The following is a 12,949-nucleotide window of genomic DNA, read 5'->3' on the forward strand; positions in this document are numbered from 1 at the left end:
ACTATTTCTCCACACCCCCACCCCATCAGCATTTCAAAATCGTCATATTGAAACAACTTGAACACAGTTATGTAGCCGAGCATGATACCAATGGCACTTTTTGACAGAGCATCTTTAGCGCAAGATAACTACTTTGTTTCAAAAGAGTTTCGTATAGAACATGGCGGGCGCTCCATAGGAACGGACGGGGTCAACGCGAAAAAGTGGAACGCCTCAAGGAGCAGATGCTCTATAACTGAATACAGCTTCCTGTCGTGCGATCCGCTCTTGGTGCGCGACCTTTCTCACTGCCTATGAGGTTTCCCATGACCGTTACCGTCAATACCGAATCCAGCGAAGGCTTTCGTCACAGCATCCAGATCGACGACCATCAACTTTTCACCGACCTGCCCAAGGCCCAGGGCGGCGAGAGTTCCGCGCCAGAGCCCCACGATTACTTCGACGCCGCGCTGGGTGCCTGTAAAGCCCTGACCCTCAAGTTCTACGCGCAAAAGAAAGGCATCCCGCTGACCGGGGTCACCGTCGAAGTCAAACATGACAACAGCCAGGAACAGAAAGGCAAATACGCCCTGCAGGTCAAACTTACCCTCAAGGGTGTGCTCACCGACGCTCAGCGCGAAGAACTGCATCGTGTGGCTGATCGCTGCCCGGTGCACAAGCTGATGACTACCAGCGAAGTCACCATCGAGACCCTGTTATCGGAAGGCGCTTTCAGCCAGTAGCGGCAGGTGCCGTCGCAGCGGGTTATGCTCTGTCGTATAACCCGCTGAGCCTGGAACGCACCATGAACACACTGATCGTGATCCGCCCGCGTACCGAGGATGTCGAAGGACAACCGATCCTGCGCCCGCTGCCTTCGGCCAAGTGCCGCAGCGTCGGCCCTTTCGTGTTTTTCGACCACATGCTCAAAACCCGCTATCCGGCAGGCAAAGGCATGAACATCCGTCAGCATCCGCATATCGGCCTGTCCACGCTGACCTACCTGTTCGAAGGGGAAATCCAGCACAAGGACAGCCTCGGCTCGGATCAGCGGGTGAAACAGGGTGACGTCAGCTGGATGACTGCCGGCAGCGCCATCGCCCATGTCGAACGCACCCCCGAATCACTCAAGGCCAGCGGCTTCAGCATGCACGGCTTGCAAATCTGGCTGGCCTCCCCGAAAGAACACGAACAAGGTCCGGGCCATTATAGCCATTACCCGGCCGACAGCCTGCCGACCAGCGACAACCTCGGAGTGAAGATCCGGATGATTGCCGGTACAGGCTTTTGCCTGGAATCACCGGTACCGGTGCTCTCCCCTACGCTGTACGCCGAACTGCGCCTGCAAACGGCGACAACCTTGTTGATCCCCAACGAACATGAAGAGCGCGCGCTGTATGTGCTCGACGGTGACGCACAATTGAACGGCGAGCCTGTTGAAAAACACTCACTGGTGGTTTTACCGGTCGGAGAAGTCATGACCCTGTTCGCGGAGAGCGATTGTCATGCGGTGCTGTTTGGCGGCGCCCCAATGGACGGGCCCCGCCGGATCAACTGGAACTTCGTTGCCAGTGACCCGGCCCTGATCGACCAGGCCCGCGCACGCTGGGCGGCCGGGGATTGGCCGACGGTGCCGGGTGAGAGTGAGCGGATTGAGCTGCCCGTGGGGCGGAGCAAACCGACTCCGCTCTGACGATGATGATGAAGATGAAGATCGTTCCCACGCTCTGCGTGGGAATGCCGCCATGGACGCTCCGCGTCCGCTTCTGAAGCTGTGACGCAGAGCGTCACGGGATGCATTCCCACGCGGAGCGTGGGAACGATCAGCGGTTGCCAGGTCAGCCCTTGAACACTTCATCCAGCAAGTTGTGCATCGATACAAATGCCCGCCTCGCGGTCTTGGCGTCGTACATCATCTTGCCCGGCACATTGGCATGAGGATCAGTGAAGGAATGCACTGCGCCACCGTAGCTGAGCAGTTGCCAGTCGACGCCGGCCGCATTCATCTCATCTTCGAAAGCTGGCAGTTGCTCTTTGGCCACCAATGGATCGCAGGCGCCGTGAAGCACCAGCACCGAACCTTTGATGTTCTTGGCATCCGCCGGATTCGGCGTATCCAGCGTGCCGTGGAACGACACCGCCGCTTTCAACGGCGCGCCTGTGCGGGCCAGTTCCAGCGAGCAGCAACCACCGAAACAGAAACCGAACGCCGCCAATTTCGAGGCATCAACTGCTGCTTCGCCCTGATATTGCAGAGCCTCGAACGCCGCCTGCATACGCTTGCGCAGCAAGGCCCGGTCATTCTTCAACGGCATCATCGCCGCGCCCGCCTCGTCTGCATTTTTTGGACGAACTGACTGACCATAAAGGTCAGCAATCAACACCACATAACCTTTGGCGGCCACAGACTCGGCAATCTTTTCGGCCCCCGTGCTGACGCCCATCCAGTTCGGCGCCATCAACAGGCCCGGGCGTACGCCGTCATGGCTGGTATCGAACACCAGACGGCTTTCATAGGTTTGGCCATCGACCTGATAGACCACGGAACGAATAGTGACTTGGCTCATTTCAGACTCCCGACAGGAACACCCCCAGAATAAAAAAACCCGCTGCGAAGCGGGTTTTTTTTACAACTTTGTTAAACCGACAGCTCAACCAGCAGCTTGTTTAACCGGCGCACATAGGCGGCCGGGTCTTTCAAGCTGTCACCGGCTGCCAGGGCGGCCTGATCGAAGAGGATGTGCGACAGATCGCCGAAACGCTCTTCGCTCTGCTCGTTGTCGAGCTTGCCGATCAACGGGTGAGTCGGGTTGAATTCGAAGATTGGCTTGGAGTCCGGGACTTTCTGGCCGCTGGCTTCGAGAATCTGACGCATCTGCATGCCCAGGTCCTGCTCACCAATGGCCAGGATCGCCGGGGAATCGGTCAGACGATGGGAAACCCGTACTTCGCTGACAGCTTCGCCCAAAGCGGTTTTGATGCGATCGACCAGACCTTCTTTGGTCTTGGCGACTTCTTCGGCAGCCTTCTTGTCCTCTTCCGAGTCCAGGTTGCCCAGGTCCAGATCACCGCGCGCCACGTCGACAAAGCTCTTGCCGTCGAAATCGCTGAGGTAGCTCATCAGCCACTCATCGATACGGTCGGTGAGCAGCAACACTTCGATGCCTTTCTTGCGGAAGACCTCCAGGTGCGGGCTGTTCTTGACGGCTTCGTACTTCTCACCCGTCAGGTAGTAAATCTTGTCCTGACCTTCCTTGGCGCGAGCCAGGTATTCGGTCAGGGCAACCACTTGCTCGCCGCCTTCTTCTTGAGTCGACGCGAAACGCAACAGACCGGCGATTTTCTCTTTGTTGGCGAAGTCTTCAGCCGGGCCTTCTTTCATGACCTGACCGAAGTTCTTCCAGAAGCCTTTGTATTGCTCGGGCTCGTTCTTCGCCAGTTTGTCCAGCATGTCGAGAACGCGCTTGGTCAGCGCCGACTTCATGGAGTCGATGATCGGGTCTTTCTGCAGGATTTCCCGCGACACGTTCAGCGACAGATCGTTGGAGTCGACCACGCCTTTGATGAAGCGCAGGTACAGCGGCAGGAACGACTCAGCCTGATCCATGACGAATACGCGCTGCACATACAGCTTCAGGCCACGTGGCGCCTCACGCTGATACAGGTCGAACGGAGCACGGCCCGGCACATAAAGCAGTGAGCTGTATTCCAGCTTGCCTTCAACCTTGTTGTGGCTCCAGCTCAGCGGGTTCTCGAAATCGTGGGCAACGTGCTTGTAAAACTCCTGGTATTCCGCCTCCGTAACTTCAGTGCGAGGGCGAGTCCACAGAGCACTGGCGCGGTTGACGGTTTCCCATTCAAGCGCTGACCGCTCTGCACCATCTAGAGTTTCGCCTTCAGCAGCAGCCTGCTCTTTAGGCAGCTCGATCGGCAAGGCAATGTGGTCGGAGTACTTCTTGACGATGTTGCGCAGACGCCAGCCATCAGCGAATTCGTTTTCACCGGATTTCAGGTGCAACACGATGCGGGTACCGCGGTCGGCTTTCTCGAGGGTAGCGACTTCGAATTCGCCTTCGCCCCTGGACGACCAATGCACGCCTTCGCTGGCAGCGAGGCCGGCACGACGGCTGAACACATCGACTTTATCGGCAACGATGAAGGCGGAGTAGAAACCGACGCCGAACTGACCGATCAGGTGCGAGTCTTTCTTCTGATCGCCCGAGAGGTGTTTCATGAAATCGGCAGTGCCCGACTTGGCGATGGTCCCCAGGTGGGTGATCACATCTTCGCGGCTCATACCGATACCGTTGTCTTCGAGGGTAACGGTTTTCGCGTCCTTGTCGAAGCTCACACGGATTTTCAGTTCGGCGCCGCCTTCCAGCAAGTCAGGCCTGGACAGCGCTTCGAAACGTAATTTGTCGACCGCGTCAGAGGCGTTCGAGATCAATTCGCGAAGGAAAATTTCCTTGTTGGAATACAACGAATGGATCATGAGGTGCAGCAGTTGCTTCACCTCGGTCTGGAAGCCCAGGGTTTCCTTTTGAGTTTCCACGCTCATGGTCATCAAACTCCAATTGGATGGCATTGGCCGCGCCCCGGAGGGTTGGCGGCGGGATGTCATCAAAGTTGGGGGCTAAGACGGAGATTTCAAGGGCGCGGGCGCGACAGAGGAAACAACCAACGTCGCGCCCTGACTTTCTTCAATCTTGAAATGCGCCCGCGCCGTAGCGATAGGCTCTGCCTCAGCGCTTTGCCACGCGGTGATCGCCACGTTGGCCACCCGTCGCCCCTGACGGCAGACCTGGCATTTGGCATAGGTATCGCGAAACTGCCCGGCGCGCAGATAGTCGAGGGAGAAGTCGATAATCTTCGGTACACTGGGAGACCCGGTGAAGACCAGTAAATGCAACGTCGCGGCCAACTCCATGAAACCGGCAATCACCCCTCCATGAATGGCTGGCAATAACGGGTTACCAATATTGTCTTTGTTGGCCGGCAGGCAAAACAGCAACTCATCGCCCAGGCGCGAGCACTCGACACCGATCAACCTGGCGTAGGGGATCAGCTCCAGCAGCGCGGCGTAATCACCTTGCGCATGAGCCTGCTGCAATTGTGCCTTGAAATTGTCCGTCATACCGCACCGCCACTGATTGCACCGCCAAAGCCTTTTGTTCCTTTGATGCCCTTGCCCATGCGCATAAAGGTCCCCACCACATGGGCAATTGGATGTTCAGGGTCATGCTGATAGGCAAAACCTCGAGCGAATATCACGTCGGTCGTCACTCGATAGCACTGGGCAAAACCATAGACATCCTTATGCGGTTCGGCCGGATGCATATAGTCGATGCGCAGGTCCAGGGTCGGACAGACCTCGAACTCCTGTAACACGCATAAGGTAGCCATGCCACAGGCTGTATCCATCAACGACGTCAATGCCCCGCCGTGAATCACGCCGGTTTGCGGGTTTCCGACAATTTGCGGACTGTAGGGCAATATCAACGTAATGCCGTCCGTCGAGGCGCTGTGAACGCTAAGCCCCAGCACCTGGCAATGACGCAGCGCCGACAGAAAACGCGTCGCGCGCTCAAAAATGGGGTTTTGCGCCATTCGAATAACTCTCTTGTTAGTGTCGAAACGTTGCAATTAATGAACCACGTAAAAGTTCCATAACAAGGGCGCTTAATATATCTGTGTATTTCAAGGAACTTAATCCGTGGAGCGGTGCTCGAAAGGCCAGAAGATATCTTCACTAAGGAGAAACACCCCATGCGTAAGACTTTAGCTATTGCCTTGATGTTGACCGCGACCCTCGGTCTCGCTGCCTGCGGTAAAAAAACCGAGGACAAAGCTCAAGCAACCATCCAACCTGCTGAACAAGCCCAGCAGAAAATGAGCGAAGCTCAGGATAAAGTGAACGAGGCGGCGAAAGAAAACGCCGATGCTGCCAAAAATCAGGCTGATTCCAACAAACCAGCTACCGAAGCGGCCGCTCCGGCAGCGACGCCTAAGACCTACTAATCCGGTTTTAGCGCTTCAAACGTAAAGCCCGCCTGGTGCGGGCTTTACTTTGTCCAAAAAAATTCAAACCAATACAGTGCGAAAGGTCGGACTCAGCATCAATAACAACGAACACACTATCCCGACAAACCAGACCAGACTGCGCTGCCAGGCCTGATCCGCCCAATAGCACAATAAGTAAATGACTCGCGCGATCACAAAGATGATTGCCAACCAGTCGATCAGCCATCCCGCCATCTGCGTGACATGCGCCATCAACACCCCCACCGAAAACAATATGAAGGCTTCAAAACTGTTCTGATGTGCCGCCACTGCGCGTGCACCAAAGCCCGTGAGCTGTGCCTGTTGAGTGCGAGGCAAATGGTTGTTGTAACCGCCCTGCTCTTTCATTGCCCTGGCTACTGGCATACGCGCCACGAAAATCAGCAGCGCACTGATAAACACACACCAGAACGGGATACTCATCAGCTCATCTCCTTGCTCACCTCAGGCAATGGCACCTCTGTAGGGGTATAGACCATGACGTCCAATACGTCGGAATGAAATTCCCGGCGATACAACACCAGCACCACACCGGCACTCATCAACATGAACAGCCAGGGACTGACGAACCAGGCCAGCATGGTCATCCCGAAATAATAAGAACGCAGCCCGAAGTTGAACTGGTTGGCCGCCATGGAAATCACCCGCGCCGCACGCATGGCAAAGGCTTTGCGCTCCAGTTCGGACACATGTCGCTCGCCAATCATCGGCGCCGAGCCGATCAGGATCGCCGCGAAGTTGTACTGACGCATGCACCAGCTGAACGTAAAGAAGGCATAGACAAATACCATCGCCAGGCACAGCAGCTTGATCTCCGACATCCCCTGAGAAGCCTGCTGCACCATCGGAATATCCGCCAGCAGCGACAGCGCTCGCTCGGAAGCGCCGAGCACGGTGAGAATGCCGGCCAGGATGATCAATGTGCTGGAGGCAAAGAACGAGGCGTTGCGCTCCAGATTGCCGATCACACTGGCGTCGGCGATGCGGTTGTCGCGCAATAGCATGCGGCGCATCCAGTCTTCCCGGTACAGGTGCAGCACGCTGGCCAGACACGCTGTATCACGGCCCTTCCAGGTCGCGTAACGGGTGTAGCCGCCCCAGCAGATGACGAACCAGAGCGCGGCGAGGATGTGAATCAAATTGGCTTGAACGAACGACATGCAGGTCCTTGTGAGGTATCGGTAGAAACGAAAACGGCAGGAGCGAGCTTGCTCCGGGCGGCGATCCGACGATAGCGGACTTGTCATCAATATCACTATTGAGTGTTATGCCCTCATCGCGAGCAAGCCCGCTTGCACACTGCTTCGACGTTAGCTCAAGGAAAAAGACACCGCCCCTCGCCCATAAAAAAATGCCCCGTATCGATTGATACAGGGCATTTCCATTTTTTTCAGCGCGCTGCTCAAAGCCCGCTTGTGGCGGGCGCTGGAAACTTAAGCCAAGGCTTCGCTGCGTTTACCCAACAGACGGTCGCAGACCACTGCGGCCACCAGGGTGATCACCGAAGGCACCAGCCACGCCAGACCTTGCTCGCTCAGTGGCAGGTGCGACAGCTGGGTTGGCATCCAGTCAGCCAGGCCTGCGCCTTTCAAGGCGTCGATCATGCCGAACAGGAACGACACCAGCATCACCGGGCCAACGATGCGCCCCTGCTCTTGCCAGAAGTCCTTGCAGAAGCTCAGAGCGACCAAGGCAATGCACGGCGGGTAGATCGCCGTCAGCACCGGGATGGAGAACTGGATCAGCTTGGTCAGGCCCAGGTTAGACACCAGCAACGAGAACGCCGCCAGGATAATCACCAGGGTCTTGTAGGACAGTGGCAGCACCCGGCTGAAGTATTCGGCGCAGGCGCAGGTCAGACCAACCGCCGTTACCAGGCACGCCAGGGAGATCAGCACCGCGAGGAAGCCGCTGCCCAGGGAGCCGAAGGTGTGCTGCACATAAGCATGCAATACCGCCGCGCCATTGGTTGCGCCAGCGGCGACTTCGTGGCTGCCAGAGCCCAGACGGAACAGGCTGATATACACCAGCGCCAGACCCACACCGGCAATCAGGCCGGCAATGATCGCGTAACGGGTGATCAAGCGTGGCGACTCCACGCCACGGGAGCGAATGGCGTTCACGATGACGATACCGAACACCAGAGCGCCCAAGGTGTCCATGGTCAGGTAACCATTGATGAAGCCTTGAGAGAACGGTGCGGCAACATACTCAGGGGTTGCAGTACCGATGTCACCGGCCGGCAAGGCAAAAGCAGCTATGCCCAGCACGGCCAATGCGATGATCTTCAACGGTGCCAGGAAACGCCCCACGGTATCAAGCAGACGGCCTGGATACAGCGAAATGAAGAACACCAACAGGAAATACACCGAGCTGTAGAGGAACAACCCCAGCGGGCTCTCACCAGTCAGCGGCGCCAGACCCACTTCGAAGGACACGGTTGCGGTGCGCGGCGTGGCGAACAATGGACCGACTGCCAGGTAGCACGCGGCGGCCAACAGACCACCGGCGACTTTACCAATCGGGCTGCTCAAAGCATCCATCGCACCACCGACCTTGGCCAGTGCGACGACGGTGATCACCGGCAAACCGACTGCGGTGATCAGAAAACCCAGCGCTGCCATCCAGACATGAGGCCCGGACTGCAAACCGACGATAGGCGGGAAGATGATATTGCCAGCCCCTACGAACAGGGCAAACGTCATAAAACCAAGTGCCAGGATGTCCTGGCCTTTCAACACTTTCATTAAGGAAATACCACACTACTGAATCGGAATTTAGAGAGGGATTTCCCTATGGATGAGGGAAATGCTGTCGGTCCGTATGAGACTGACCCGTTTGGCGTGCAGCTTCCTTGTGGGACGCAGACGCAAAAATGGCTGCTAGCCTAACGAATTTGCACGACAAACGCACTGTTAGGGGGCGAACTATCCGATCTGCGACATTTTCATGTCGCGTTTTTGCATGTAACTGGTTTGTGCCTGCAAGTAGATCGTTCCCACGCTCTGCGTGGGAATGCATCCCGTGACGCTCCGCGTCACATTCAAAGGCGGAAGGAGCGTCCCCGGCGTTCCCACGCGGGAGCGTGGGAACGATCAGACATGCCTGGCGCACAACGACAAAGGCCACCCGAAGGTGGCCTTTGTCTGGTGGAGCGTCAGCTAAGCGCGAGGCTTACTTGACAGCCCAGCCAGTCAGCTCGGCCAGGGCCTTGCCGATGTCTGCCAGCGAACGCACGGTTTTAACGCCTGCGTCTTGCAGAGCAGCGAATTTCTCGTCTGCAGTGCCTTTGCCGCCAGAGATGATTGCGCCAGCATGGCCCATGCGCTTGCCCGCAGGAGCAGTCACACCAGCGATGTAGGAAACAACCGGTTTGGTCACGTGTGCCTTGATGTAGGCAGCCGCTTCTTCTTCAGCCGAACCGCCGATCTCACCGATCATGACGATCGCTTCGGTCTTCGGGTCTTCCTGGAACAGCTTCAGGATGTCGATGAAGTTGGAGCCCGGGATCGGGTCACCACCGATGCCGACGCAAGTCGACTGACCGAAACCGGCGTCAGTAGTCTGCTTCACAGCTTCGTAAGTCAGGGTGCCGGAACGCGAAACGATACCGACCTTGCCTGGCAAGTGAATGTGACCTGGCATGATGCCGATCTTGCATTCGCCTGGAGTGATCACGCCTGGGCAGTTAGGACCGATCAGGATCACACCCAGTTCGTCGCACTTGACCTTGGCATCAAGCATGTCGAGGGTCGGGATGCCTTCGGTGATGCAAACGATCAGCTTGATGCCGCCGAACGCTGCTTCAAGGATGGAATCCTTGCAGAAAGGAGCTGGAACGTAGATCACGCTGGCGGTGGCGCCAGTGGCTGCTACAGCGTCTTTCACAGTGTTGAAGACAGGCAGGTCCAGGTGAGTGGTGCCGCCTTTGCCTGGAGTTACGCCGCCAACCATCTTGGTGCCGTACTCGATGGCTTGCTGGGTGTGGAAACTACCTTGCGAACCGGTAATACCCTGGCAGATAACTTTGGTGTCTTTATTGATCAGGACGCTCATTACTTGCCCTCCGCAGCTTTAACAACTTGTTGAGCAGCGTCGGTCAGGCTGGTAGCAGCGATGATGTTCAAACCGCTTTCTGCCAATACTTTAGCGCCCAGCTCAGCGTTGTTGCCTTCAAGGCGAACAACAACCGGGATTTTCACGCCGACTTCTTTCACTGCGCCGATGATGCCTTCGGCAATCATGTCGCAACGAACGATGCCGCCGAAGATGTTGACCAATACTGCAGCGACGTTAGTGTCGGACAGGATGATCTTGAACGCTTCGGTAACGCGTTCTTTGGTAGCACCGCCGCCCACGTCGAGGAAGTTGGCTGGTTTGCCGCCATGCAGGTTGACGATGTCCATGGTGCCCATGGCCAGGCCAGCACCGTTGACCATGCAACCAATGTTGCCTTCCAGTGCTACGTAGTTCAGTTCGAACTTGGCAGCGTGCGCTTCGCGCGGATCGTCTTGCGACGGATCGTGGAAAGTCTTCAGCTTAGGCTGACGGTACATTGCGTTGGCGTCGATGTTGATCTTGGCATCGAGGCAGTGCAGGTCGCCGTCAGCCTTGATTACCAGCGGGTTCACTTCCAGCAGAGCCAGGTCGTGATCCTTGAACAGCTTGGCCAGACCAACGAAGATCTTGGCGAACTGAGCAACTTGCTTACCTTCCAGACCCAGCTGGAATGCCAGCTCGCGACCCTGGAATGGCTGAGCGCCAACCAGTGGATCGATAGTGGCCTTGAGAATTTTCTCAGGGGTGTCGTGAGCGATTTTCTCGATGTCCACGCCACCTTCGGTGGAAGCCATGAACACGATGCGACGGCTCGAACGGTCAACGACAGCGCCCAGGTACAGCTCTTTAGCGATATCAGTGCACGATTCAACCAGGATCTTGGTGACTGGCTGACCGTTGGCATCAGTCTGGTAAGTCACCAGACGCTTGCCCAACCACTGTTGAGCGAATGCTTTGGCGTCTTCTTTGCTGCGAACCAGCTTGACGCCGCCCGCTTTACCGCGACCACCAGCGTGAACCTGGGCTTTGACAACCCACTCGGTGCCGCCGATTTTGTCGCAAGCTTCTGCTGCCGCTTCCGGAGTGTCTACTGCGAAACCCTGGGATACTGGCAGGCCGTATTCAGCGAACAGCTGCTTACCCTGATACTCATGAAGATTCATGCTTATTACCGTCTTCGTTAGGTACTGCGCATTCGGTGCTGCACTCGTTCAAGTGCCGCACCACCTGTGACTGCTGCTTGCACAGTCTCGACAAACCCCAACCCCGAACGACACTAATGCCGTGCGGGGCCGGTATTGCTGAAACTACGCAAGACTGCGTCCGGCCCAAATTCCGCGGTGAGTCTTGCGCACAAGGCTCACGACGGGCATTGCGCCGTGGTTTCTTATTGTCTTAACGCTTTTTGCGGTTGGCGATGTGAATGGCGCCGCCATTCACTGCCAGCGCTGCTTCGTGCAACGCTTCGGACAGGGTCGGATGGGAGAAAACCATCATGCCCAGGTCCTCGGCACTGGTGCCGAATTCCATGCCGATTGCGCCTTGCTGAACCAGTTCTGCAGCGCTTGGGCCAATCACGTGGACGCCCAATACGCGGTCAGTCTTGGCATCAGCGATGACTTTTACAAAACCGCCGGTATCGTTGGCTGCCATGGCACGACCACTGGCGGCGAACGGGAAGGTGCCGACGTTAACTTCAACGCCTTCAGCTTTCAAGGCCTGCTCGGTTTTACCGACCCACGCGATTTCCGGGTGAGTATAGATAACCGAAGGGATCAGGTCATAGTTCATCTGGGCTTTGTGGCCCTTGATGCGCTCGACAACCATGATGCCTTCTTCCGAAGCCTTGTGCGCCAACATCATGCCGCGAACCACGTCGCCGATCGCGTAAACGCCCGGAACGCTGGTAGCGCACTGGTCGTCAACGAAGATGAAGCCACGTTCGTCGATGGTCACGCCGCAATCGGCAGCCAGCAGATCGGTGGTCACTGGACGGCGACCAACGGCTACGATCAGCTTGTCGAAAGTGATGGTCTGTTCGCCGTTGGCGTCGGTGTAAGTCACCACGACTTCTTCGCCGTTGACTTTGGAACCGGTGACGCGAGCGCCCAGCTTGATATCCAGACCTTGTTTGGTCAGGGTTTTCAGAGCTTCTTTGGCAACGGCGGTGTCAGCAGCCATCAGGAACGTGTCCAGGGCTTCCAGGACAGTCACTTGAGCGCCCAGACGGGACCATACCGAACCCAGTTCCAGACCGATCACGCCAGCGCCGATCACGCCCAGACGCTTTGGAACCGATTGGAATTCCAGAGCACCAGTCGAATCGACGATGACTTTCTGGTCAACCGGAGCCGGTGGAATGTCGATCGGACGCGAGCCCGACGCGAGGATCACGTTTTCGGCTTCGATGATTTCGACAGTGCCGTCAGGCTTGGTCAGTTCGACTTTCTTGCCGGCCAGCAGTTTGCCGTGGCCTTGCAGGGAAGTCACACCGTTAGCCTTGAACAGGGTGGCAACACCGGAGGTCAGGCCTTTGACGATGTTGGCCTTGCGGCCGACCATTGCTGGCACGTCCATGGTCACGCCAGCGTGATTGATGCCGTGGATAGCAAAACCATCCTGGGCTTCGTGGAATTTCCAGGAGCTGTCGAGCAGCGCCTTGGAAGGGATGCAGCCGACGTTCAGGCAAGTACCGCCAAGGGCCAGTTTGCCCTCCTGGTCGGTATATTTCTCGATGCAGGCAGTCTTGAGGCCAAGTTGCGCAGCTTTAATGGCTGCTACATAGCCGCCAGGGCCTGCGCCAATCACTACCACGTCGAATTTCTGAGTCATGTGTCATTCCTTCTCGAAT

General features: G+C 56.9%; 13 protein-coding genes. 3 read left to right on the forward strand and 10 right to left on the reverse strand.

Features of this window, described 5'->3' with window-relative positions; translation table 11 throughout:
- The first annotated feature begins 305 nt into the window (after window positions 1–305).
- Complete coding sequence (locus AC07VR_RS05710) at window positions 306–722, forward strand: OsmC family protein (protein ID WP_494993907.1); 417 nt, start codon at window positions 306–308, stop codon at window positions 720–722.
- Between the two features lie 62 nt (window positions 723–784).
- Complete coding sequence (locus AC07VR_RS05715) at window positions 785–1,672, forward strand: pirin family protein (protein WP_495010679.1); 888 nt, start codon at window positions 785–787, stop codon at window positions 1,670–1,672.
- 145 nt (window positions 1,673–1,817) lie between these two features.
- Here AC07VR_RS05715 and AC07VR_RS05720 read toward each other — a convergent pair whose 3' ends face one another.
- The 4 genes from AC07VR_RS05720 to AC07VR_RS05735 form a co-directional block, all read right to left on the reverse strand.
- On the reverse strand, window positions 1,818–2,546 hold the full coding sequence (locus AC07VR_RS05720) for a dienelactone hydrolase family protein (RefSeq protein WP_495010680.1): 729 nt from the start codon (window positions 2,544–2,546) through the stop codon (window positions 1,818–1,820).
- A gap of 71 nt (window positions 2,547–2,617) precedes the next feature.
- Entirely contained in the window at window positions 2,618–4,537 is a 1,920-nt protein-coding gene (htpG, locus tag AC07VR_RS05725) for a molecular chaperone HtpG (protein ID WP_495010681.1), read from the reverse strand.
- Window positions 4,538–4,612: 75 nt separating this feature from the next.
- Window positions 4,613–5,113: a PaaI family thioesterase gene (locus AC07VR_RS05730; protein ID WP_495010682.1), complete on the reverse strand. Its 501-nt coding sequence runs from the start codon at window positions 5,111–5,113 to the stop codon at window positions 4,613–4,615.
- Entirely contained in the window at window positions 5,110–5,586 is a 477-nt protein-coding gene (locus AC07VR_RS05735; protein WP_495010737.1) for a PaaI family thioesterase, read from the reverse strand. The genes AC07VR_RS05730 and AC07VR_RS05735 overlap by 4 nt, the downstream gene beginning before the upstream one ends.
- 159 nt (window positions 5,587–5,745) lie before the next feature.
- Here AC07VR_RS05735 and AC07VR_RS05740 point away from each other — a divergent pair, with 159 nt between their 5' ends.
- On the forward strand, window positions 5,746–5,997 hold the full coding sequence (locus AC07VR_RS05740) for a hypothetical protein (protein WP_495010683.1): 252 nt from the start codon (window positions 5,746–5,748) through the stop codon (window positions 5,995–5,997).
- A 63-nt stretch (window positions 5,998–6,060) separates the two neighbouring features.
- On the opposite strand, the gene AC07VR_RS05745 is transcribed toward AC07VR_RS05740, so the two are convergent.
- From AC07VR_RS05745 to lpdA, 6 genes are all read right to left on the reverse strand, one after another.
- A complete protein-coding gene (locus AC07VR_RS05745; RefSeq protein ID WP_495010684.1) occupies window positions 6,061–6,462 on the reverse strand; it encodes an MAPEG family protein in 402 nt (133 codons plus the stop codon).
- Window positions 6,462–7,199, reverse strand: a complete 738-nt coding sequence (locus AC07VR_RS05750; RefSeq protein ID WP_494993914.1) for a DUF599 domain-containing protein — start codon at window positions 7,197–7,199, stop codon at window positions 6,462–6,464. The genes AC07VR_RS05745 and AC07VR_RS05750 overlap by 1 nt, the downstream gene beginning before the upstream one ends.
- Before the next feature lie 273 nt (window positions 7,200–7,472).
- On the reverse strand, window positions 7,473–8,786 hold the full coding sequence (gene brnQ, locus AC07VR_RS05755; protein ID WP_495010685.1) for a branched-chain amino acid transport system II carrier protein: 1,314 nt from the start codon (window positions 8,784–8,786) through the stop codon (window positions 7,473–7,475).
- 427 nt (window positions 8,787–9,213) lie between these two features.
- The gene (gene sucD / locus AC07VR_RS05760) at window positions 9,214–10,095 is read right to left on the reverse strand and encodes a succinate--CoA ligase subunit alpha (RefSeq protein ID WP_494993916.1); all 882 of its coding nucleotides are present in this window, start codon (window positions 10,093–10,095) and stop codon (window positions 9,214–9,216) included.
- Window positions 10,095–11,261 carry an ADP-forming succinate--CoA ligase subunit beta gene (gene sucC, locus AC07VR_RS05765; RefSeq protein ID WP_008148602.1) on the reverse strand — a complete coding sequence of 389 codons (1,167 nt, stop codon included), beginning with the start codon at window positions 11,259–11,261 and terminating at the stop codon, window positions 10,095–10,097. Before sucC ends, sucD begins: the two co-directional genes overlap by 1 nt.
- A gap of 232 nt (window positions 11,262–11,493) precedes the next feature.
- The gene (lpdA, locus tag AC07VR_RS05770; protein ID WP_494993917.1) at window positions 11,494–12,930 is read right to left on the reverse strand and encodes a dihydrolipoyl dehydrogenase; all 1,437 of its coding nucleotides are present in this window, start codon (window positions 12,928–12,930) and stop codon (window positions 11,494–11,496) included.
- Between the last annotated feature and the right edge of the window lie 19 nt (window positions 12,931–12,949).

It is taken from the genome of Pseudomonas sp. GW821-FHT02H09, assembly GCF_059421425.1.

What these genes read in the sequence shown, in the direction of transcription:
- AC07VR_RS05710 (WP_494993907.1), top strand. Translation starts at nt 306, where the DNA reads ATGACCGTTACCGTCAATACCGAATCCAGCGAAGGCTTTCGTCACAGC.
- AC07VR_RS05715 (WP_495010679.1), top strand. Translation starts at nt 785, where the DNA reads ATGAACACACTGATCGTGATCCGCCCGCGTACCGAGGATGTCGAAGGA.
- AC07VR_RS05720 (WP_495010680.1), bottom strand. Translation starts at nt 2,546, where the DNA reads ATGAGCCAAGTCACTATTCGTTCCGTGGTCTATCAGGTCGATGGCCAA.
- htpG (WP_495010681.1), bottom strand. Translation starts at nt 4,537, where the DNA reads ATGAGCGTGGAAACTCAAAAGGAAACCCTGGGCTTCCAGACCGAGGTG.
- AC07VR_RS05730 (WP_495010682.1), bottom strand. Translation starts at nt 5,113, where the DNA reads ATGACGGACAATTTCAAGGCACAATTGCAGCAGGCTCATGCGCAAGGT.
- AC07VR_RS05735 (WP_495010737.1), bottom strand. Translation starts at nt 5,586, where the DNA reads ATGGCGCAAAACCCCATTTTTGAGCGCGCGACGCGTTTTCTGTCGGCG.
- AC07VR_RS05740 (WP_495010683.1), top strand. Translation starts at nt 5,746, where the DNA reads ATGCGTAAGACTTTAGCTATTGCCTTGATGTTGACCGCGACCCTCGGT.
- AC07VR_RS05745 (WP_495010684.1), bottom strand. Translation starts at nt 6,462, where the DNA reads ATGAGTATCCCGTTCTGGTGTGTGTTTATCAGTGCGCTGCTGATTTTC.
- AC07VR_RS05750 (WP_494993914.1), bottom strand. Translation starts at nt 7,199, where the DNA reads ATGTCGTTCGTTCAAGCCAATTTGATTCACATCCTCGCCGCGCTCTGG.
- brnQ (WP_495010685.1), bottom strand. Translation starts at nt 8,786, where the DNA reads ATGAAAGTGTTGAAAGGCCAGGACATCCTGGCACTTGGTTTTATGACG.
- sucD (WP_494993916.1), bottom strand. Translation starts at nt 10,095, where the DNA reads ATGAGCGTCCTGATCAATAAAGACACCAAAGTTATCTGCCAGGGTATT.
- sucC (WP_008148602.1), bottom strand. Translation starts at nt 11,261, where the DNA reads ATGAATCTTCATGAGTATCAGGGTAAGCAGCTGTTCGCTGAATACGGC.
- lpdA (WP_494993917.1), bottom strand. Translation starts at nt 12,930, where the DNA reads ATGACTCAGAAATTCGACGTGGTAGTGATTGGCGCAGGCCCTGGCGGC.